The following is a 21,209-nucleotide window of genomic DNA, read 5'->3' as shown; positions in this document are numbered from 1 at the left end:
GGCCGATAACATCACGGACGCGTATCCGCATCAGCACCGCCGAATTTGTGCTCGGGCCTTCGAACGGCCCCATGTCGTTGAAGGTGCACAGGAAGTTCCGATCCGCACCCGGCATCTGACAGGTCTGGCAGTGGGCGGTATTCGGCTTCGTTAATCGTACCGTCAGGCTTGAATCACTGGAACTGCTAGTCGGCAGTCAACGTTGCGGTTTTACGCTTTTCGCCGCTTTGAGCAGCGTCATGCGTCCCCGTTTCCAATCTCCGGCGCAACGGCCTGGAGCAATATCCTCCTGCTGCCGCCGAGACGGACAGTTATCCCTCACAAAGACGAATACAACCGCTTTTTCGAAGAAAAGGGTTCCAGCCTTTCGCTGCAAGGATTGCCCAGGCAGTGGCGCCAACATGCGGCAACCTGAAATATTTGAAGTCGGCAAATGTCGAGGTCGGCCCGATCATCAGCCCGGTCGTCAGTTCGTCCCCGACTGTCGCGTAGATCAGGTTATCGGGAGATATTTGTGCGGCGATGGTGGCAAGCAGTGCCTCGGCCCGCTCGGCATCGCCGACCTGCTGAAATGTCAGCGCGGCCTGGGCCGTACCTTCCAGCCACACACCATCCCGATCGTCGTTAAAATCAAAACCTCCCGCAACCGCATAATGCCGATCAACCCAATGCAGAACACGCCCACTGCGGCCCCGAAACTCCGGCACGGCGAGAATGGGCCAGAGCTCGGAATCTATTCCGGACTGGCTCGAGTTGGGTGTGTCGCTTCCGGGTAGGCTGCCGACGTAAAACCGTCCCTGCTGCTCATTCCACATCGCATCAAGAAATTTGCGTGTTTTGTCCCGCATCGCCTGCCAGGCGCGCGCGCCCTCAATTTCGGCGAGCCAACCCGCAACGGCATACACATCGAGATTATGTTCCGTCGATTTCCACTCGAGTTTGGCCGGTGCAGGCTCATGACCGAATGTGCCACCTGTGTAGCCGATATCGCGGACGCCCGCCGTATGCGCATCGATCCAGCGCATGAGTTTGGTCGCTGCCTGCACATAGGACGGATTGCTTAATCGTTCACTGGCAGTGAGAAGCGCAAGTGCCGCCCAGGCCAGGTTGCCCGTTGCGCTGCCGACCTGATAGTCATCCTCGACCCACGTCTTGCTGGCCTCACTCCAAAAACCGGGCAAAAGCATAGCATCGTTTTCGTTCGCAACGGGGCCGGAACGGTAGGCGTTGCGCAGGCGGCCATCGCTGTAATAGCGATCATTGTTGACGGCGAGCAGCAGCGCATCGGCAACCCTTTTTGCCTCGGTATCGTTGCCACAGGAAAAAAGGGCAATCGTCGCCAGGGCATTGTCATAGGTGAAACCCGCATTTGAAAGAGCGGGATCAAGCGCTTTGCCACCCGGTGCAGGCTCAAAGCTCCGAAATACGAAGGGGGTGGTGGATCTGTCCATCTTCCCAACGAGACCCGCGCACAAGCTAACAGCAAGGCGGTCGCGAACTGATCCGGAACCGGTGCGCCCATCGCCACCAGCGACCACTCCTGTTGTGAAGCAGGTCATGAGAACTGTCGCGATGATCGATTTGACAGACATGAGTTTTCCGTTTTGTGGGCGCTTTTCCAAACAAGCCCGCCTCGAGCTTGCGGTTTACGTCGAGCACGGTCCCGGTTTTGGCGCGAATTGTCTTAGCTGAAGGCCCTTGCGAGTAACATCTGCATGGATTTCAACAGGTCGCCCTGTTCCGCGACATTTTCGGGCGCATTGCGGAAAAGCAGCCTCAAGATTGCACGATGCTGGTCGGCAGTGGGGGTGAGAGTGAATTTGCCGGGCGTTTGCGACACCTTCGTTGCATCGATCTGCACCCAGCCCACATCGGGCACGTACAGGGACTCTGCCTCGGCGTAAGACCGGTTGAAATCCGCCAGGGTCGCGGTTTCGGTCGAAAGCGCCACGATCCGTACCGCCTTCACCTCGCTTGCGCACTGCAAACGGCCTTCGAGATCCACGCCGATCGGCTCTTCCTTGTCGACACGTGGTAATTCAATGCAGCAGATGAGGCTGGTGAAGGCAATCACCATAGCGACCGCCGACCAGATGAGGTTGAGACAATCTCGCGCCGAAAATTCTACAGGGGCGTCCCATGCGTAAACGGCGAGCAGAACTGAAACCGCGGAGGTGACGGTGACGATTGCGAAAAATAGCGCTGTAGGCCCATGAATGCGCACCTGTGACCGGTCACCACCTTTCTCCGTGACTTTAAAGGGACGTCCGAAGGGTTTGCGCATAGCCTGAAACAAGGTGATGGTGATGGGAACAGCGGTCAGCGCATGCGTCACTTCGGTGAACAGCGGTAGGGTGCGTTTTCCCGATATCCAGGTGGAGTAGGCCCAAAACAAAGCCAGTGACGACAGTCCAAATTTCATGAACATCAGCTCGTCGGCCTGGAGGGCGGAAACGCCTGTCAGCCAGTAGATCGATGGTGCCAGCAACAGGCAGAGAATGAAAGGCTTCGACAGCCAGCAAAACAGCCCGTGCAGATAATGCAGCCTTTGTGTCAGCGTGAACTTGCCACGCCACAATGGTCCCGTCCGCAGAAGGCCGATCTGAATGGTGCCCAGGCACCACCGCGTGCGTTGCGTGATATATTCTGGCAGGCCCTCAGCCGATAGACCGACACTGAGTTTTTCGTTGAGCCAGCGTGTGACGTAACCTCGCTCCATCAGGCGGTAGGTCAGCAGCATATCTTCGGAAAGTGCATCATGCGGAAACCCGCCGAGCTCGTTGACCGCCGCACGCCGCACGACAAAACTCGTCCCGACGCAGAAAGCGCAACCGACCGCGTCCTTGGCCGGCTGGAATACATCAAAGAATACACGTTGATCATCGACGAAGGAATTGCGGATGCCGAGGTTGTGCTGGATTGGGTCGCAATTAAAGTAAAATTGCGGTGTCTGCACAACCGCTACCTTGGGATCGGCGAAAAGACCGGTTACGCGACGAAGGAAGTTGGCCTGTGGCGCGAAGTCCGCATCCAGAACCATGATGAAATCGGAAACCTGTGGCAGCGCATTGGTGTGTTCAAGTGCATTGTTCAGATTTCCCGCCTTGGCATGTCTATTGTCCGGGCGCGTCACATAATTGACGCCGACCGTCTCGCAATAGTCCCGCACTTCCGGCCTGCGCGTGTCGTCGCAGACAAAAACACGAAGCTGCGGATATTGCATGGCCTGGGCCGCGATAACCGACTTCTCAAGGACATTCAAAGGTTCGTTGTAGGTGCAGATAAAGACGTCGACGAGTGGCGCATCGGAATTATTTGCAATCGCGGCTTCCCCTCTATCAGCCAGAAAAGACCAGTCCGTCCGCCTCGTCAGGATCAGGATCGAGCCGATGGCGTAAAGAACGGAGATCAGCTCGAAGGTGAAATAAATGTAATTCCAGGCAGTCTCCAGAGAAAGCTCGAAGGGTGGCAGCGTATCGGTGGCGCGCCAAAATATGTAAAGGCCAAGAGACAGCAGCATAATCGCACTGAAGGCCAACCGGTCCAGGACCCTGCGCGGGTCGGCCAGTATGGTAAACAGGATCGCGCAAAGGGCGATGACAAGATTGACGTAGAGTGCCGACTGAACATCGCCATCAGGGCTGAAATACATCGACTTATCCTCATGGTTGGTCAGGCGCGCGGCACGCCGCGCGTGAATGAGGTTGCTTCGAGTGTCTTAAACAGGTGGTGGGTCGCCCTGCGGGTTTGCATCGCACTCCCGCAGGGGCCCGTCCAATCCATGCGGGTGTCAGGATTGGGTGCGCGGTGCCTTTCCGGTGGCATCCGTATTGCCGAAAGGGTGCTGGGTGATGATATCGGGCTGATGTGCCCGGCCAGGCACGTCCGGCCGCTGTTGGGGCCACTCGATACCAGTGTGTGCGGATAGCGTATCACGCGACTTTTCGATCAGTGCCCATGCGGCCTGCCTGACATCCGGCAATTCGCTGACGGAGGTCTTTGCAAACTGGAACAGGCTGGCTGATGCTTCATGCACATAATTCCGGGTTTTGCCGAGCCACTCGCGCGGCAGGCTCACACTCACCCACGTGCCGACCGAACAGGCGCCGTTCTCGGTCAATTTTTCCTGTGCCCTGCTGTCCATGCGAATATAGGCGTAGAGCTCTCGCCGCTCTGTTGGTGGAAAGGGCACGGCATAATCGAGGTCGACACGTTCGGTAGTACGTGGCACCAAGCGCTCCACCACCCCATCGGATTCTTCCGCCCAGGCATCGGAACTCACCTTCACCCGAGAACCGACGGAAAGCGCCTGTGCCTGACGCTCTGAAAAAATCGCCACGACGAAAGCGTTGCGGCAGTCAAGCGCCTCCGCCAGCGTGTCGCCTGCAACCACTTCACGGCCGGTCGCAGCCACGGGCTTGTAGAGCGTTGTGCCCGGTGGAATGGAAAGATCGGCGCGGGTCAGCCTTTCAATACGTGCGCTCTCCGCCGATGCCAGCGTTTCGAGCTCGCTTTTGCGCGTCTGCATGGTGGTCATCTGCATCCGGATCTGCAGCAGATCTGCGGACCGTGTGCGAATTTCCTGCTGAAGATTTTGCAGCGATTGCAAATCGGAGCCGATATAGATGCCTTGGCGCGCGAAGTTCATTTCCTTGGTGAGTTTGTCAACGGCGACTCTGGCAGCCTGCAGCTTTGTATCTTCAAGTTGTATTGTGTCCGCTATATCCTCTCCGATTCCAGAATACATCCCCTTCGCCATCAGCTTCTGTTTTCGCGTGGCTTCCGCTTTTGCAATTCGGGTCGAATAGGTCACCATCTGCAAGGCTGCATTGGCTGCCTGTAGGTCAGACTCGGTTCTTTGCAGTAACGCCGCCTGCTGACTGGCAAGATCCCTGTTCAAATCGTCGATGCGGCTGGCATAGTCGCCAATAATTCCGTTCTTCTGGCGAAGTTCATTATCGAGTGCTGCCAATTGCACCTTCAGGCCGATGAGCGTGGTATTGTCGACCTTGTCGTTTTCAATAGCAGCCTTACCGTTCTTGTCGGATATCTTTACCACACCGCTGATCGGTGTCGTCAGCGGAATGACTGGTGCATTGATGAGGGCGCGGTTCGTCTGGGATGTGAAGACCGGCGGAAACACGGAAGATGAAAACACCGTGGCGACAACGCCAAGGACAGTATAGGAGGCCAGCTTCACCGACGCACTTTGGCGCACTTCTTTGTCTCTATTGCGGAACAGCATGATATCAACTCCTGTTTTGTTGAACAGCCTTTCCTCCCGCAGTATTAAAATAGTTCACTAAGTTTTTTTGCGACGCAACATCGTTAAGATTGCATTAATAAATTTTTCGATATCGCCTAAATCATAGGCATCTGCCAGCGTTGAAATCGCAAAAACTCGTCCACGAAAAACTACAGAGCTAAATTTCAATCGTTTCGTATCAGCTGTGCCTTTTAAATGGCATCTGGTTATTACGCGGGCTCTCACCCCGCCGCGCAAGATGCAACCTATAGAAGCATCCGCTTGCCAAGGCACCGGCACGAGTCTGGTTTCCCATATCCAACTTTCGATAGGCCGGCGTCCACAGGTCAGTATTCGCGGTAGCCAAAAAGGGGTCGGAACAAGATCTGGTCCTGGCAACACGCCAAGCTGTAACATTCGGCATGGCGTCGGTTCCGCCTTCGCCGGGTACGGAGAAGGCTCTGCGAAGAGCAGATTGCTGCTGGGCATCACAAGCATCAATGGCGAGCCGATCAAATCAGCTGCAATACGCAAGCGCTTGGCGGCGTAAAAACTTGATTGCAAATTTCATCTTATCTTGATTTGATCCCGAGCCAATGGTAGCAGCGTTTTCATGGAAAGCGCAAAACACCCTGAAATCCTCGAGACCTTTATGGGCGTACGCTCTCGTCTGATGCGTGTCATCTACCGTCGGGTCCATTGCCCGGCGACAACTGCCGATCTCCTTCAGGATACTTTTCTTCGCTTTTGGGAACGGCCGGGCCTGTTACGTGACGTTGTCGACCTGGCAGCCTATTTCATGATTACCGGCCGCAATCTTGCGCTTGATCACGAACGCCGCCGCAAGATCGCCCCCTTTGTCGACGGGATCGAAGGCCTTGAATCCATTCGTGATCCCGCACCATCTGCGGAAGCAGCTACCATCAGCCGTCAGGAACTGCTTCGCGTTCAGGCCGCACTGGAACACATGCCTGCCCGCGCCCAGCAGGTTTTTATCCTCGCTCGTATTGACGGCCTGACATATGTCGAGATTGGCGAACGACTGGGAATATCGCCCAAAACGGTCTTTGGTCACATGGTCGTGGCGCTTGAGCGGTTGCGTGCAGAGGTCAACTACGAGCGCTAAAAGTCGCATGGCGGCTAAGAATGAGGCGGCGGATGCAGGATTTTTCCCTTCAGGAGCACTGTCCTGACAATGATCCAGAGATATCACGCCGTGCAGCCGAATGGTTCGCGCTGCTTCTCGATGACAGCGCGACACCACTCGACCGTGCCAATTTCAGGGTTTGGCTCGAACAAAGCCCGGCCCATGCAGGAGCCTATGCCGAACTGGAACGTTTGTGGCTTGGAGCCTCGGCCCTGCCAGAGGTATCAAGCCCTGCATCTGTCAGACGGCGAAAAATCCTGAAATCCGGCGGTGCACTTGCTATCCTGACCGCCGCCGGGCTTGGGACGCACGCATATTTAAGGCAGCAAACAGATTACCGGACAGGCGTCGGAGAGACCGCGCGCTTTTCCTTGCCCGACGGATCGGTTGCCGAACTGTCGACGGCGAGCGCCATATCGTTAAATTTCACGGCGGGCCAGCGACACGTCATTTTACAACAAGGCGAAGCGTTTTTCACCGTCGCGCGGGACGCTGCTCGACCGTTCTCTGTTGATTGTAAGGACCTCAGAGCTTTAGCGCTTGGCACTCAGTTTTCCGTTGGGATGCATGAGGAAGGTATCGTCGTCGCGGTTGCAGAACACACGGTAAAGGTCTCATCGTTGAGCCAAGAGCGGATCGTCCAGGAGGGGCAGTCCGTGCTTTTCGCCAATGACAAACTGTCGGTGCCATCACAGACGGATATTGAGACGAGACTCTCGTGGCGAAGCGGAAGGCTCGTTTTCATCTCGGCTCCGTTCGAGGATGTCGTTGCTGCCCTGTCAAAATGGCGCTACGGCAAGATGATTGTCATGGACAGAGCCCTGGCCCGCCGGCCGATCAGCATCATCGTGGACGTGCGCAGGGCCGGTCGGATACTGGAAAGTCTGGAGCACGGCCTGCCTATCCGTATTGCGAGCTACTCGCCTTTGCTGACGTTGATCTATCCGCAATAAAAAATAAGAAAATCGACCGAGGTTTTTTCCAAGCTGAAACGTCCCCTGTTCAGAAGCCCGAAAATGCTCGGGTATTGGTCCGTTTGCAGGGGGCAAAACGAGTGACACATAAAAACCAAGCCGGCGGCTTTCGCATGAGACTGTACCGTATAATGTTGTTGGCGGCCTGCGCCAGTTTCACCACCGTCGTCTTGTCAACAGGAGCAGTTGCTCAGACCGCCAAGAGCTACGAATTTGCGATCTCCGGTCAGCCCCTGTCGGCTGCGCTGGTGCGCTTCTCATCGGTGACCGGTATCGATGTCGCTTTTGACGGTCCTCTGCCGGCAAACCTGCGCAGCGTCGGTACAGCCGGAAATCTCTCGGCTGAGGGCGCGCTCAGACGTCTTCTCGCGGGCACAGGCCTGACCTTCCGATTTACGACCGCAAATACGGTCCTTTTGATCAACCCGCAAAACTCCTCGTCAAGCGCCAGTGCGGTTGGCGCGACAATCCTTGAGCCCATCGTTGTGCAGGGAGAGAACGCTCGTGGGCCTGTAGAGGGGTTTGTCGCCACACAGAGCGCCACAGCGACGAAGACGGGCACCTCACTCAAAGACACTCCACAGGCCGTCAATGTTGTAACGAAAGACCAGATTGCTGCTCAAGGTTCGACCACGCTGACCCAGGCTCTTCGCTATACGCCAGGCGTCATCAGCCAATATGGCGACGATTCCCGATATGACTGGTTTACGATACGTGGATTTCGACCAAGTCGATATCTGGATGGCCTGCGCCTACCGTTTGGATCGCGCGGCTATGCCCAGCCACGTGTCGAACCGTTCAGCCTCGAGCGCGCCGAAGTCCTGAAGGGTCCAGCATCGGTCCTCTATGGCCAGGGCGATCCCGGCGGTCTGATCAACATGGTATCAAAACGGCCGAGCGCAACTGCTCTCAATGAAGTGGAGATGCAGTTCGGCACCGATAAGCGTATACAGACAGCGTTCGATCTCGGCGGTGGCGCTGGTGACGATGACAGCTTCCTCTACCGCATCGTCGGCGTCGGCCGGTTGACCGATACCCAGTATGACTATGTGCGCGAGAAGAAGGGATATATTGCGCCTTCATTCACTTTCAAGCCGGATGAGGGAACATCACTGACGGTTTACGGTAGCTATCAGCACATCGACTCTCCCGGCGGCGGCGGAGCGCCGGCGCTTCCCGCGAACGGCACACTCTATACCCGCATGTATCCGGAATTGCCCCGCAGTGCATTCCCAGGCGAACCGGGTTACGACCACTACAAGAGCGACCAGGCATCTGTCGGTTACGAGTTCGAACACGAAGTCGATGACACCTGGACCATCAGACAGAACCTTCGCTACTCCTATATCGGAACAGATACTCAGCGCGTTCAGCCCTATTGCCCGGCAGCCTGCAATCCCACGGCCTTCTACCGATATGCCTGGGCGTTTCCCGAAAGTGCCCGCGCCGTCACCGTCGACAATCAAGCGATCGGAAATTTCCAAACGGGGGACGTCGCTCATACCGCATTGTTCGGCCTCGACTATTCCTACGAAAGCAGCCGCTACGAAGAGTCCGCGCTTTCCCCGATTTTCACTCCCTTCAATGGACTTGACCCCGTCTACGGCGCAACGGCGATCACGCGCCCGCCGATCGCAACACGGATCGATCAGGACCGCAGCCAGATCGGGCTCTACGCTCAGGATCAGATGGAGTGGAACAATTTCGTGTTCTCGCTCGGTGGCCGCTACGACTGGGCAAATACAGATACGAGGACCCGGACGAGCGTCGCTGACAATCAGGTCGATCAGAGAGACGGCAAGTTTACCTGGAGGACCGGCCTCGTCTATAATTTTGACAACGGTTTGTCGCCATACGCCGGCTACTCAACCTCCTTCAATCCGGCCAGCGGCACCGACCGTTTGGGTAACGCCTTCGAGCCTACTACCGGTGAACAGTTCGAGGTTGGGGTCAAGTACCAGCCCAACGGTAGCAACAGCTTCGTCACCCTTTCTGCCTATCACCTCACGCAGGACAATGTCCTGTCGCCAGATACGACCCCCGGATTCACGAACTACAGTGTGCAGACGGGCCAAGTCAGGATGCGCGGTGTCGAACTTGAGGGCAAGGCGGAAATCACAGACGCGTTCTCTGTCTTGGCATCTTATGCATACACCGACAGCGAGATCACCAGAGCCAATCCAAATGCTGCCGGTATCAGCAACGAGGGCAATCGCTTTGCCTTTGTCCCACGCCAGCAGGCATCGCTTTGGCTGGACTACACACTGCAGACATCGACCATCTGGGATGGTCTGAGCTTTGGCGGTGGCGCCCGTTACACCGGTCAGACTTTTGGCGACAATGCCAACAAATTCGACATCCCCTCATACACCGTATTTGATGCTGCCGTTCGCTACGATTTCGGCAAGGCAGACCCGAAGCTGGAAGGTTTGAAGGCGTCGCTGAATGTCAGCAACATATTCGACCGCAAGTATGTCTCGACCTGCATTGCTGCAACGGGATGCTATTGGGGCGAGGGTCGCACCGTCTACGCTACTCTCAAGTATAGCTGGTAGGATTGTGTCTGACGCTCGTTACCCAAATCGTGATTACAGGCTGACGCGGCGGCAATTCACCGCCGGGTTGGCTTCCGTTTTCCTGCCAGCAGTGGCAACAGCAAGCACGGAAACGCATCGGCTCGCCGTGTTGGACTGGGGCTGGGCAGAAAGCCTTCTCGCTCTGGACTACAAGCCATTTGCTGTTGCCGAAGCCCCTCTTTACGGTGACCGCGTTGTAACACCTGCACTTTCGACAGACACGATCGACCTTGGCCTGAGATCATGGCCGAACGTTGAACTGCTAAGAGCGTTGAAACCCGAGCTGATCGTGTCTCAGGCCGGATATGGTATCTCTGCTGAACGTCTCGGCGCGATTGCTCCCACCCTTGCGCTACCGCTTTACGGCCCCGCCCGGCAACCATTGCTTGCCGCAGAACACGCCCTCAAGGAGATTGCACGTCGCATTGGCAGGGAAGAGCGTGCGGCAGATTATTTGGAACTATCCTACGCGAGACTGGACGCGATAGCTCACAACGCAAAAGACTACGACGGGCGCGCCCTTTTGATCATCAAGTTTACGGATGACAGGCTTATCGATATCTACGGCGCAGGTGGCTTGTTCGATGATGTCCTGAAACGGATCGGCATTGCCAACGCATGGGATGGCAAGACCAATAACTGGGGCTTCGCAACGGCGGGATTGGAGGCGATCGCGCGCTATCCTGAAGCAAGACTGGTCATCATCGAGCCGGGTCCACCGGGCCTTTTTTTGCAAAGCGCACTATGGAATGCCTTGCCGGCCGTACGGAATGGTCGTGTATCGATGATTCCACCCACATGGGTATTTGGCGCGTTTCCATCAGCAATGCGGTTTGCCGAAGTCCTGCGGCAGAGTCTCGGCATCGCATGAGAAACCGTTTCATCACCCCACCGCGCCTCGCCTTTACCATCACACTGGCAGCAATCGCGCTCCACGCCTTTGCCGTTGGTCACTATGTGGCGATCTCCGACATTCCAGAGGCTCTATGGCAGCCGGATCCAGCTTCGTTCGGCCAGATCTATGTCTATTTCTCGATTGTCCCACGGTTCCTCGTCGCTCTTCTGGCTGGTGGTGCGCTTGCTTTCACGGGTGTAATATTCCAGCAGCTCCTGAAAAACCCTCTGGCAGAACCCTCGACGCTCGGGATACTTTCTGGCGCTCAGTTGGCGATCACCCTTCTTTCCCTTTCTGCAGTTGCAGTTACGGCAGGCGAGCGCGAGATAGCCGGGCTTGTGGGCGGCCTCGTCGCCGTAACACTCGTTGCGGGACTGGGAAAAGCTTCAAACTTCGCACCGATGACACTCCTTCTCTGCGGGATGGTGATCAGCTTTTCCGCCGGCTCGGCCTCCGTCATACTAGCCTTGTTTCACCACGAATATCTGCGCGGGGTGTTCATCTGGGGAAGTGGTTCACTCATCCAGAATGACTATTCCAACGCGACCGCATTGGCCTTGCGCATGATCGTGCTGATACCGCTGCTGTTGCTGTTCTTTCGACCGCTTTCAGTTATCGGTCTTGATGAAAGCCGTGCCCGCAGCCTCGGGCTGTCCCCGGGCGGGTTGCGCGCGGTGGTACTGTTTATCGCAACCGTACTGTCGGCTGTTGTTGTAGCCCGCGTCGGCGTCATCGCGTTCGTCGGCCTTGCAGCCACCAACCTCGCCCGAATAGTTGGCGCTCGAACGCTCCGCCAACGACTGCTGTGGGGAGGACTGCTTGGTGCCGGCCTCCTGCTGCTCGCTGACAGTCTCGTGCTTGCTGGAGCGCCCGTCGTCGGTGAGGTGCCAACGGGTACCGCCACCGCAATCATCGGCGCCATAGTGATGTTGGTGCTCATCAAACATGTACCCCATTCCATTGACCAGCTTAACAGCAATGCCCTGAACCAAAGAGAGAACCCTCTGGCAGGCTGCTTTTTGCTGCCAGGTTCTCTTGCCATTGCTGCCGTTATCGCATTGTTCTCGCTGACCGAGAGCTTCATAGCTGGCGGGGTGGAAACATCCGTGTTGTTTGCCGGTCGATGGCCAAGGGTCCTGACCTCGGCAAGTGCTGGCGCAATGCTGGCCATTGCGGGTTCCCTCACACAAACGATCACGCGTAATCCCATAGCGAGCCCGGAAGGGCTCGGCATCAGCGCCGGAGCCGGACTGGGGATTATCGCAGCTTTCTTCGCCGGAGGAATGGCGTCGCCTATTTTGCCGCTTGCCGGCGGCATAACCGGTGCAGTCGCCGCGTTTGCGATCATTCTGCTTGTGGCAAAAGGGAAAAGCTATGCGCCTGGACCTGTTCTTCTGTCTGGCATAGCCATCAGTGCGCTCGCGACTGCGATAATTTCGCTCATTGTTGCCAGTGGCGATCCGCGCGCAAGTTACATTCTGGCGTGGACCATGGGTCCTACCTTTCGTGCGACCAGCTTCGTCGCGAGCATCGCTGCAGCGTTGGTTTTGATTGGGCTGGCCATCTCGCCACTCTTGCGCCGCCCGCTAGAGGTCTTGGCGCTTGGGGACAGCACTGCACGCTCTCTTGGACTCAATCCGGCGCGATCCCGCCTCGTGCTTTTGCTGTTCATTGCTGTCCTGACGGGAGCTGCGACCGTGATTGTTGGCCCGTTAAGCTTCGTCGGCATGATGGCACCGCACATCGCCCGAGCGGCCGGGGCACGCGGCCAAATCCTGACGCTTCTCACGGCGAGCGCGGTCGGCGCAACGCTGATGATCTCAGCCGACTGGTTGGGACGGGCTGCCGACTTTCCCTATGAGATTCCCGCAGGCGTCATCGCCGCCTTTATCGGGGGGCCATACTTTCTGTGGGTGATCCGCTCGCGGGGCAGACAAAGCCCCAGGTTCTAAAATGAGGTAACAGCCTTGGTTCAGATATCCGAAGACAGCAGAACGAGAACCATCTCGAGGATACCCCTTTTTGAGTTGGAGCGGGCCAGTTTCTCCGTCGGAACTCGGGTTTTGCTCGACCCACTGACAATAAGTTTGCCAGCACGGCGAATTATCGGCCTGATCGGGCACAATGGCTCTGGCAAGTCGACATTGATCAAGCTCCTGGCCCGCCAAAATCCACTCAGTGGTGGCAAGATTTCCTTTGATGGAAAAGACTTGCATGAATGGGGCAGCAGGCCGTTCGCTCGTAAGGTGGCTTATTTGCCCCAGCAGGCGCCCGATACTGCAGGTATGCTTGTCAGCGAGCTAGTCGCGCTCGGACGATATCCATGGCACGGCGCTCTTGGCCGGTTTGGCCCCGAGGACAAGACGAGGGTGGAGGAAGCGATGAGGCTGACAGACGTGGCGCGTTATCGCGCCCGCTTCATCGACACGCTTTCAGGTGGGGAGCGACAGAGGGTCTGGCTCGCGATGCTCGTTGCGCAAAACCCCGATTGTCTCCTCCTTGATGAGCCGACCTCGGCCCTTGATATCGCCCACCAGATCGACATCCTCACGCTTGTTCGCCGGCTCGTTGACGAGCGTGGACTTGGGGCCATCGTCGTGCTCCACGACGTGAACATGGCGGCTCGCTTTTGTGACGAAATCCTGGCACTTCATTGCGGAAAACTCATTGCACGTGGAGGACCAGAGGACATCGTGGCCCCGGATCGACTGCAAGCAATCTACGAGACCCGAATGGGTGTTATGCGCCATCCTGATAGCGGTCTACCGCTAGCATATCCACGCAGTTGAAAGGATCAGAACCGGCGACGCCGTTATTAAGGCAGATGCGTGGAGACAACAGCGCCTGCATTTACTGCCCTTGCGTTACGTCCTATGTCATTAGCTCCAGCTCGTGGCCTGGATGAACACCAAACTGCCCATCTATACTGTCGGAAAAATAATACGAGCCTGCCTTCCGGTTTCATAAAGAAGGCAGAGAAGTCCGCCGCCATATACCAACTCGAAAGGCTTGTCGGATGGGAAATGAGCAGATTTCCATTTTCCAACGATAGGTCGACCCTTCGACATGATGGACATGCGGCGAGACAGCCACCATAGTGCCGAAAAAGAGCGGCGCGCCAGACAGACGCTCAATAGCGGTGCGTGCCAACGGACGGGGCTGAAATACCGGTGAAGGCCGAAGCTTTGCAGCAGTGAAGGAAGAGTTCTAAAAGTGGCCGTGCCGTGATCGATAAAGGTTCGGCCTGCCTGCTGGCTCAGTTGAATGCCCTGCTACATTAACGAGTTGTACGTCGCTGGAGGATTTGGCTGATGAAAATGAAATTTCTCGGTGAGGCATTTTTCGCCTTGATGCTTTCCACCGCAGTCGCCTCCGCGCAGCAGGCGTCCGACACGGTGGCGCCCGAAAAAGCGACCGATATTGCGACTGCCAAACGCATCGAGGCAAAGAGCTTCATGGTAGCGGCGGCCAATCCGCTGGCGACTGAGGCAGGGCGTGATGTGATAGCCAGGGGCGGCAACGCCATCGATGCAATGGTGGCGGTGCAGGCCATGCTCGGCCTCGTTGAACCGCAGAGTTCCGGTCTCGGTGGGGGCGCCTTCCTCGTCTATTACGACGCAAAAAGCGGCAAGTTGACCACGTTTGACGGCCGCGAGACGGCGCCGATGGAAGCCACACCGAAGCTATTCCTGGATGACAAAGGTCAACCGCTAAAATTCATGGACGGAGTGGTCGGCGGCCGCTCTGTTGGCACGCCGGGAACGGTGCGACTTCTGGAGGAAGCCCACAAACGCTATGGAAAGGCCGAATGGGCAAGCCTGCTGAAGCCGGCGGAAACGCTGGCTACAGAGGGCTTTAAGGTGTCACCGCGTCTTGCCTCCCTGATCGCGTCCGAGGGAGACCGGTTGAAGAAATATACAGAACCCCGGTCTTATTTCTTTGACACCTCCGGGGCCGCCCTGCGGGCCGGCGTTCCTTTGAAGAACCCGGCCTATGCCGAGACGCTTGCGGCGCTCGCCAAAGGCGGCGCCGATGCCTTTTACAAAGGGCGAATTGCCGAGGCGATCGTCAAGTCTGTGCGCGAGGCGACCGACAATCCCGGAGTGCTGTCGCTGGCCGATCTTTCCAACTATCGGGTCGTCGAGCGCGAGCCGGTCTGCTTTGCCTATCGTGCTCTTGACGTTTGCGGCATGGGGCCGCCGTCGTCGGGCGGAATCGCCATCGGCCAGATGCTCGGTCTGGTGGAAAATTTTGATCTCAAGGCGCTTGGGCCAAAAAATGTCGACAGTTGGCGCATTATCGGCGACGCCCAGCGTCTCGCCTTCGCCGACCGCGAGCGTTACGTCGCTGACACCGATTTCCTGCCGCTGCCGATCAAGGGCCTGTTGGACAAGACCTATTTGGGCGAGAGGGCAAAGCTGCTCGACGGCGATAAGGCGTTGACCAACGATGCCGTCAAGGCCGGCGAGCCGGAATGGGACCACGCGCTTCTTTTCGGCCGGGATGCGGCGATCGAGTTGCCCTCCACAAGCCATTTTGTCATCGTCGACAAGGACGGCAACGTGGTCTCGATGACGACAACGATCGAAAGTGGCTTCGGCTCGCGTCTGATGACGAACGGCTTCCTGCTCAATAATGAGTTGACGGACTTTTCCTTCAAGACCCATGATGGCGGTCTGCCGATCGCCAACCGCGTTGAGCCAGGCAAACGACCGCGCTCCTCCATGGCCCCGACGATCGTGATGAAGGGTGGCAAACCGCTGCTCGCCATCGGTTCGCCGGGCGGCAGCCAGATCATCGGCTATGTAGCGCAGGCGCTGATCGCCTATATCGATTGGGGCATGCCTGTAGAGGCGATCGTCTCCCAGCCGCATCTCATCAACCGCTTCGGCACCTACGACATCGAGGCCGGTACAAGCGCGGAGGGTCTTGCAGGGCCACTGAAGGCGCTGGGTTACGAGGTGAAACCGGGCGAGATGAATTCCGGTTTGCATGCCATCGAGATAACCGCCGAAGGTTTGATCGGCAGCGCGGATCCACGACGCGAGGGAGTGGCGGCAGGGGAGTGAAACGCTGCGCCAGCGGAAAGGGCATGAGAATAGGTCAACACGAAGGGTGTGTATCTCGCCAAGGGGCGCTAACACCTTGACAAGAACCTGCGGCCTCCGAATGCAAGTGTGGATAACGGTGCACGATCTCTTCCAGATTGCGCGGGGGAGGCTGACGGTTTATCGGCAGCAATTACGTTCTTCCGGCTAACCACTACACGTGGGTTGCGACCACCGCTGTGTTTGACATACAGCCTGCAAACAGAAACTGACAGGCTGCGCTGTTCGAGCGCACGACACAAGAGGATATATGACAATGGCAACACCCCGACGACCGTCCAATCCGAAAGACGCAGCCGAGGCGCTGTTCAAACCGGCAAAGAAGGTCGCAGCGCCAGCCGTTGAACGGCCTGCAATTCCTAACACCAAAGAGCTTGTATCATTGAAAATCGACAGCGATGTGCTCGCGCATTTTCAAGCCGACGGTCCGGGCTGGCAAGAGCGCATCAACGATACCTTGCGAGCCGCAATGAATGGGTCCAATTAAGCTCTTGAAGGGTCCCGACCACGTACTTCGTCATTAGCTGCCGCTTCTCGGCCTCGCGGCTCGTTGGGCAAGCGTGGCGCAATCATGCGCCATTCACAGTCAGCCCGGACCTCTGTCGAAACGAGAAGGCCTTCTCCGCGTTGAAGGCGCTCGTACCAGAGGTGGCCCAGTGAAAGATCCCGCGACTGTGGGATAGCATCGAAAGGCCAGTTGATCTGGTCGAGCCACAAAAGCCTGGTCATATCGCAGGGCCTTTTCGACCACTCCGCGATTGCGGAGGAGTTATTTTGGCCAGTACTTGTTCACATACATCTGTGTCTCACGAAGCATGAAACGGGCACTGTCTTCGGCTCGGTCCTCCCAAGCGAAAACGCAATTTGAAAGGACACCGTCGAATTTCATGTCGGCAAGAGTTGAGAAGAATACTTCCCAGTTGATCTCACCTTGGCCGAAGTCGGTGTGTTGATGGACGCGCACCTTCGCTCCAGGCGGATTTACAATGTAGCGCAGTTGCGAAGACTTGTTATGGTCATAGGTGTCTGCGAGGCGCACATGTGCAAGAAGCCCCTCGGTCGCTCGCAGGTTAGCAACCATGTCGGGACCGTAGAAGAAGGTATGGGGCGCGATGAACGATGCCTTTACGGCCTTTGAATTGATCGTCTTGATGATATCGATGGCAGGGGCGATTTCCTCAATCCAGTCCTCTGGATGCGCTTCGAGCGAGAGGATCAGCCCTTCGCGCTCCAGAATTGGCACGAGGATATCCATCGCACGGAAAAACTGCCCCTCACACGTCTCCGGACGATGCAACCCACTGCGGTCATTCCGGCTTCGATCCGGGGATCCCCCTCGCCCGAACTCCGAGACCAACATCGGGCATTCCATCTCTGCCGCAATTTCGATGGCACGCTTCCAGTTCTCTATCGCCGTTTCCCACTCGTCTTGGTATGGGCTGGCCCAGCGGTACATTGGCTGCAGCGTTGCCAGGCCCACCCCATGGTCCTTGAGGGCCTTCTTGAAGCTCTTTACCCTCTCGGGATAAACCTTCGGACGCGTCCACCAGGAGAGAAAGTCCGGACGGGGTGAGAGCTCAACATAGTCGTATCCCAGCTCGGCGGTCTTTCGGCAAATTTCCTCCAGAGATAAATGACGGATCATGTGCGGATCGAGTGCGTGTTTCATCAAAACCTCCTGATAATATAAATTCGCCCCTTCACGGGAGCGTCGATGCGGACAAGCATCGCTTGCTGGACCACGTCGCGTGGGTGGCAATCATTTATGGAGCTGCGCCAATGGTGCTGCTCCCTCCATCGCGCTACCGATAATCGACCCAGACCCCGCCGAGATCGGCGGAACGAACGCAGTTCTCAACCCAGCGAACGCCCTCAACCCCTGCCGCAATCCCCGGAAACCGGAGGCTCGCAAGGCGTTCGCCATCGTTTTCGTTGCGCGCCTCCATAGCGATAGCAAAGCGGTCGTAGAGGTTAGCCCAGGCCTCGAAGAGACCCTCCGGATGGCCTGCACCGATACGATCGTCGGCAAGTGCCTTTGCGTGCAGGTAGCCCATGCCACGCTCAAGAATGCGTACCGGCTCGCCCTGAACCTCAAATCGTAGCTGGTTTGGCTGCTCGTCCCACCATTCGATCGAAGCCTTTGATCCGACGACGCGCACCTTTTGTCCGTGCATGGAACCCGCATTGATGGCGCTCGACCAGACGGTGCCAAACGCGCCATTGTCATATTCCATCAGGGTCATGGCGTTGTCTTCGAGCGGTGCACGCGTCTTGACGAAGCTCTGCCGGGTGCACAGAAGCCGTTTGATACGGAGGTCGGGCAGGATGACCTCGGAAATATAAAGCGGATGTGTACCGATATCGCCGAGCACATAACTTGGGCCTGCGAATTTCGGATCGACGCGCCAGCGGGTCGCCGGGTTTTGAAGCTCGACAGCCTCGTTGTGAAACCCGTGGGCGAATTGCAGGTTGACCAGACGAATTTCCCCGAGCTCGCCGGCAGCAACGAGCTCGCGGGCATGCTCGATGACTTGGTGGCCGCTATAGCCGTAGGTCACTCCAACAATACGGCCGCGCTCTGCGGCGATACGCTGAAGATCCTCGGCCTCGGCCACCGTGAAGCACAGCGGCTTTTCACACACAACGTGCAGCCCGCTTTCCAGTGCAGCCTTGGTGATCTCGTAGTGGGTATTGTTGGGCGTTGCGATCGATACTGCCTCGATCCCATCCGGACGCTTTGCCTCCTCTGCGAAAAGCGCACGCCAGTCGGCGTAGCATCGCGAGGGCTCGAGCCCCAGTTCAACACCGAAGGCGCGGCCGCGATCGGCATCGAGGTCGAAGGCGCCAGCGACCAGATCGAAGTAGCGGTCACGCAGGGCGGCGCTGCGGTGAATATAGCCGATCTGACTGCCGCGGCCACCACCCACCATAGCCCAGCGAAGAGGTCGTTTTGTCTGACGCGTTCCGTAAATCATGAGGTTTCTGTCCCGGATTGTTGGAAGCCAGCCGACTTGAGATAGTCACGGCTGAGTTTTACGTCGGCGAGGCTACCGCCCGCGTTGCGCGGATCACGCTCCTGCTCAACGGTGATAAAGCCTTCATAACCAAGCTCATCAAGAAGGGCGCGAATGGCGGGATAGTCGATACAGCCCCTGCCGATGGGACACATGACGCCCTGCGCGCAGGCTTCAAAGAAGCGAATGTGCTCACCCATCACGCGGCCGAAGACGGCCCTGTCGATGTCCTTGAAGTGGATATAGTCGAGACGATCGGCGTATTTGCGCAGGGTTTGGACAGGGTCCATGCCGGCATACCAGGTATGGCCAGTGTCGAGGCAGAAACCGGCAACCTCTTGGGGTATGTCAATGGCGAGACGGGCAATCTCGTCCTCGAATTCGATGTAACCGCCGGCATGCGGATGAATGGTGGCGCGAACGCCATATTTCTCGCGGGCAAGAGCGGATATCGCCCTGATATTATCCATCATGCCGTTCCATGCCGCGTCATCGAGCCGGGGTGCCCTGTCGGAATGACCCGCCGCATAATCGCGTTCGTCGTGTCCCCAATCCATGACGGTCAGATAAGGTGCGGGAAATCGCTGGCCCGGCGTCTTCGGCGGCGTCGGCAGACGGGTGATCAGCGCGCAAATCTCGTCCGTCTGGCGCAGCAGGCTATCGCGGTTTTCCTCAGCGACAAGATCATTGAAGATCGTTCCGGCGACGATATAGAGCCCTCGACTTGTCAGAGCCTGAGAGACCATGTCGATGTTCAGCGGAACATAACCATAGGGGCCAAGCTCCACTCCCCCATATCCGGCCGCCTTGACTTCATCGAATACCATTTCCCACGGCGGTAGGTTTGGATTGCGCACGTCATCGACGCCCCAGCAGCACGGTGCTGTGGTGACTGTTATACCCATAATATTCTGGTCCTTCCCTGGTGTCGCTCACTTGGTGGGCGACCCTCCCTGACGCAGAGATTTAGCTGGAGATCTCCGATTTACAAAGTTGGAATTTGATGGGATTCAATCAGAATGCCCGGCGGAGAGGTAAATGACTGCACGCAAGATAAGCATTTCGGATGTTGCAAAGGCAGCCGGGGTCTCGACCGCGACGGTGGATCGGGTTCTCAACAACCGTGGCGGCGTGCGTACCGACAAAGAAGACCGCGTTTTGGCCACTGCACGGGCGCTCGGTATTGACCGGGCCCTAGATCGTACCCCTTCACGCGCGCTACGCGTCGCGGTCCTTATCCAACCGCCAGTCAACCCGTTTCACGCGTCTTTGCGCGAGGGTATCGATCTTGCATCGCGAATGTACGCAACACTGAACGTGCAATTCTTCGTCCATCACATCGATCCACGAAAGCCGGCGGCGATCGCCGCAGCCGTCCGCGATTGTCGCTCCTATGATGGCCTCGTCATCACCAGCCCTGACGATATCAGGGTTCGAGAAGCCGTAGCATTCCTGTCGCGCAATGTCCCGGTGGTTACTCTGGCGACCGACCTCACAGATTGCGGGCGTGCCGCCTATGTGGGGCCGAACGACAGGCAGGCCGGTCGGGTGGCTGGCGACCTGATGGGCCTTTTCCTCGGACGGCAAGGCGGCCGCGTCGTCGTGGTTGCCGGCTCACGCGATATCACTGGCCATCGCGAACGGGAAGCCGGGTTTCGCGACATCATGACCGAGCGTTATCCTGAATGCAGTCTGGCCGTGGTTCTGGAGACCGGAGAAAATCAAGAGGAAGCTGGCCGTGTCGTAGAGATTGCATTTCGGGATGACCCGGGATTACGAGGCATATATCATCTGTCCGCGGGTGCTTTGCCGATTGTCAGTGCCCTGCAACGCCTTGGCCGAACCGACAATACGGTGGTCATCACCCACGAACTCACGCCCAATCGACGGATGCTGCTAAAATCCAGAAAGATCAACGCGGTTATCGACCAGAGACCCCTTTTGGAAGCACGCCTGGCAGTTGAGACCATCGCAAAGCTCCTCGGTAGAATGCCTGGAGAAGCGGTCTCTATCTCAACGGACATCCAGATCTTTCTCGCAGAGAATGCCTAGCGTGGTGTATCAGATTTTCCTTGTTAAAGCTGGGTATAAGCAGAGCCGCACCGCCTTTGCCGACGACCCCTTGATAGGATCAGAAGAGGCGATCCGTTGTTGCAATTCAGGATTTGATTGAGCTTGAGCCATCAAACCGTTCGCCAATGACCGTTTGAAACTATGTTGATGACTAATTGAAAGTGAAGACGTGACCAT

The 21,209-nt window shown here is 57.3% G+C and carries 16 protein-coding genes; 9 read left to right on the top strand and 7 right to left on the bottom strand.

What is annotated here, in order from left to right; all coding sequences use genetic code 11:
• Positions 1–311: 311 nt before the first annotated feature.
• The 4 genes from ACQZ6D_RS17880 to ACQZ6D_RS17865 all read right to left on the bottom strand — a co-directional run bounded on the left by ACQZ6D_RS17880 (position 312) and on the right by ACQZ6D_RS17865 (position 5,809).
• Positions 312–1,592 carry a hypothetical protein gene (locus ACQZ6D_RS17880; protein ID WP_448730356.1) on the bottom strand — a complete coding sequence of 427 codons (1,281 nt, stop codon included), beginning with the start codon at positions 1,590–1,592 and terminating at the stop codon, positions 312–314.
• Between the two features lie 92 nt (positions 1,593–1,684).
• Positions 1,685–3,652, bottom strand: coding sequence for a glycosyltransferase family 2 protein (locus tag ACQZ6D_RS17875; protein WP_448730357.1), 1,968 nt, complete (start codon positions 3,650–3,652; stop codon positions 1,685–1,687).
• 138 nt (positions 3,653–3,790) lie between these two features.
• Complete coding sequence (locus ACQZ6D_RS17870; protein WP_448730358.1) at positions 3,791–5,245, bottom strand: HlyD family secretion protein; 1,455 nt, start codon at positions 5,243–5,245, stop codon at positions 3,791–3,793.
• 57 nt (positions 5,246–5,302) lie between these two features.
• The gene (locus tag ACQZ6D_RS17865) at positions 5,303–5,809 is read right to left on the bottom strand and encodes a hypothetical protein (RefSeq protein ID WP_127966286.1); all 507 of its coding nucleotides are present in this window, start codon (positions 5,807–5,809) and stop codon (positions 5,303–5,305) included.
• A gap of 49 nt (positions 5,810–5,858) precedes the next feature.
• On the opposite strand from ACQZ6D_RS17865, the gene ACQZ6D_RS17860 reads away from it, so the two are divergent.
• The 8 genes from ACQZ6D_RS17860 (at position 5,859) to ACQZ6D_RS17825 (ending at position 16,432) form a co-directional block, all read left to right on the top strand.
• On the top strand, positions 5,859–6,371 hold the full coding sequence (locus ACQZ6D_RS17860) for an RNA polymerase sigma factor (RefSeq protein WP_003517117.1): 513 nt from the start codon (positions 5,859–5,861) through the stop codon (positions 6,369–6,371).
• Positions 6,372–6,403: 32 nt separating this feature from the next.
• Positions 6,404–7,345 carry a FecR family protein gene (locus ACQZ6D_RS17855; protein ID WP_025591610.1) on the top strand — a complete coding sequence of 314 codons (942 nt, stop codon included), beginning with the start codon at positions 6,404–6,406 and terminating at the stop codon, positions 7,343–7,345.
• A 134-nt stretch (positions 7,346–7,479) separates the two neighbouring features.
• Positions 7,480–9,921: a TonB-dependent siderophore receptor gene (locus tag ACQZ6D_RS17850; RefSeq protein WP_245482007.1), complete on the top strand. Its 2,442-nt coding sequence runs from the start codon at positions 7,480–7,482 to the stop codon at positions 9,919–9,921.
• Positions 9,922–9,988: 67 nt separating this feature from the next.
• Positions 9,989–10,813 (top strand): ABC transporter substrate-binding protein, encoded by an 825-nt coding sequence (locus ACQZ6D_RS17845; protein ID WP_127966285.1) that lies wholly within the window; start codon positions 9,989–9,991, stop codon positions 10,811–10,813.
• Positions 10,810–12,789, top strand: a complete 1,980-nt coding sequence (gene fhuB, locus ACQZ6D_RS17840) for a Fe(3+)-hydroxamate ABC transporter permease FhuB (RefSeq protein ID WP_448730359.1) — start codon at positions 10,810–10,812, stop codon at positions 12,787–12,789. Before ACQZ6D_RS17845 ends, fhuB begins: the two co-directional genes overlap by 4 nt.
• Positions 12,790–12,804: 15 nt before the next feature.
• Entirely contained in the window at positions 12,805–13,626 is an 822-nt protein-coding gene (locus tag ACQZ6D_RS17835) for an ATP-binding cassette domain-containing protein (protein WP_448742095.1), read from the top strand.
• Positions 13,627–14,148: 522 nt separating this feature from the next.
• Positions 14,149–15,906 carry a gamma-glutamyltransferase gene (ggt, locus tag ACQZ6D_RS17830; protein WP_173995369.1) on the top strand — a complete coding sequence of 586 codons (1,758 nt, stop codon included), beginning with the start codon at positions 14,149–14,151 and terminating at the stop codon, positions 15,904–15,906.
• 295 nt (positions 15,907–16,201) lie between these two features.
• Positions 16,202–16,432: a BrnA antitoxin family protein gene (locus tag ACQZ6D_RS17825; RefSeq protein ID WP_003517125.1), complete on the top strand. Its 231-nt coding sequence runs from the start codon at positions 16,202–16,204 to the stop codon at positions 16,430–16,432.
• Positions 16,433–16,714: 282 nt separating this feature from the next.
• Here the strand turns inward: ACQZ6D_RS17825 and ACQZ6D_RS17820 are convergent, their stop codons facing one another.
• The 3 genes from ACQZ6D_RS17820 to ACQZ6D_RS17810 all read right to left on the bottom strand — a co-directional run bounded on the left by ACQZ6D_RS17820 (position 16,715) and on the right by ACQZ6D_RS17810 (position 19,864).
• Complete coding sequence (locus ACQZ6D_RS17820) at positions 16,715–17,614, bottom strand: sugar phosphate isomerase/epimerase family protein (protein ID WP_448730361.1); 900 nt, start codon at positions 17,612–17,614, stop codon at positions 16,715–16,717.
• Positions 17,615–17,747: 133 nt separating this feature from the next.
• A complete protein-coding gene (locus ACQZ6D_RS17815; protein WP_065687609.1) occupies positions 17,748–18,920 on the bottom strand; it encodes a Gfo/Idh/MocA family protein in 1,173 nt (390 codons plus the stop codon).
• Positions 18,917–19,864 (bottom strand): sugar phosphate isomerase/epimerase family protein, encoded by a 948-nt coding sequence (locus ACQZ6D_RS17810; protein ID WP_448730362.1) that lies wholly within the window; start codon positions 19,862–19,864, stop codon positions 18,917–18,919. Before ACQZ6D_RS17810 ends, ACQZ6D_RS17815 begins: the two co-directional genes overlap by 4 nt.
• Before the next feature lie 133 nt (positions 19,865–19,997).
• Between ACQZ6D_RS17810 and ACQZ6D_RS17805 the strand changes: the two genes are divergently transcribed.
• Entirely contained in the window at positions 19,998–21,011 is a 1,014-nt protein-coding gene (locus ACQZ6D_RS17805; protein WP_035200861.1) for a LacI family DNA-binding transcriptional regulator, read from the top strand.
• The last annotated feature ends 198 nt before the right edge of the window (positions 21,012–21,209 follow it).

The organism is Agrobacterium sp. 22-3639C2, assembly GCF_053522105.1.
The sequence above is the reverse complement of the archived record's forward strand: the minus strand, read 5'-3'. Positions and strand labels throughout refer to the sequence as shown.

What these genes read in the sequence shown, in the direction of transcription:
- ggt (WP_173995369.1), top strand. Translation starts at nt 14,149, where the DNA reads ATGAAAATGAAATTTCTCGGTGAGGCATTTTTCGCCTTGATGCTTTCC.
- ACQZ6D_RS17855 (WP_025591610.1), top strand. Translation starts at nt 6,404, where the DNA reads ATGCAGGATTTTTCCCTTCAGGAGCACTGTCCTGACAATGATCCAGAG.
- ACQZ6D_RS17860 (WP_003517117.1), top strand. Translation starts at nt 5,859, where the DNA reads ATGGAAAGCGCAAAACACCCTGAAATCCTCGAGACCTTTATGGGCGTA.
- ACQZ6D_RS17805 (WP_035200861.1), top strand. Translation starts at nt 19,998, where the DNA reads ATGACTGCACGCAAGATAAGCATTTCGGATGTTGCAAAGGCAGCCGGG.
- ACQZ6D_RS17815 (WP_065687609.1), bottom strand. Translation starts at nt 18,920, where the DNA reads ATGATTTACGGAACGCGTCAGACAAAACGACCTCTTCGCTGGGCTATG.
- ACQZ6D_RS17810 (WP_448730362.1), bottom strand. Translation starts at nt 19,864, where the DNA reads ATGGGTATAACAGTCACCACAGCACCGTGCTGCTGGGGCGTCGATGAC.
- ACQZ6D_RS17870 (WP_448730358.1), bottom strand. Translation starts at nt 5,245, where the DNA reads ATGCTGTTCCGCAATAGAGACAAAGAAGTGCGCCAAAGTGCGTCGGTG.
- fhuB (WP_448730359.1), top strand. Translation starts at nt 10,810, where the DNA reads ATGAGAAACCGTTTCATCACCCCACCGCGCCTCGCCTTTACCATCACA.
- ACQZ6D_RS17875 (WP_448730357.1), bottom strand. Translation starts at nt 3,652, where the DNA reads ATGTATTTCAGCCCTGATGGCGATGTTCAGTCGGCACTCTACGTCAAT.
- ACQZ6D_RS17880 (WP_448730356.1), bottom strand. Translation starts at nt 1,592, where the DNA reads ATGTCTGTCAAATCGATCATCGCGACAGTTCTCATGACCTGCTTCACA.
- ACQZ6D_RS17820 (WP_448730361.1), bottom strand. Translation starts at nt 17,614, where the DNA reads ATGAAACACGCACTCGATCCGCACATGATCCGTCATTTATCTCTGGAG.
- ACQZ6D_RS17850 (WP_245482007.1), top strand. Translation starts at nt 7,480, where the DNA reads ATGAGACTGTACCGTATAATGTTGTTGGCGGCCTGCGCCAGTTTCACC.
- ACQZ6D_RS17825 (WP_003517125.1), top strand. Translation starts at nt 16,202, where the DNA reads ATGGCAACACCCCGACGACCGTCCAATCCGAAAGACGCAGCCGAGGCG.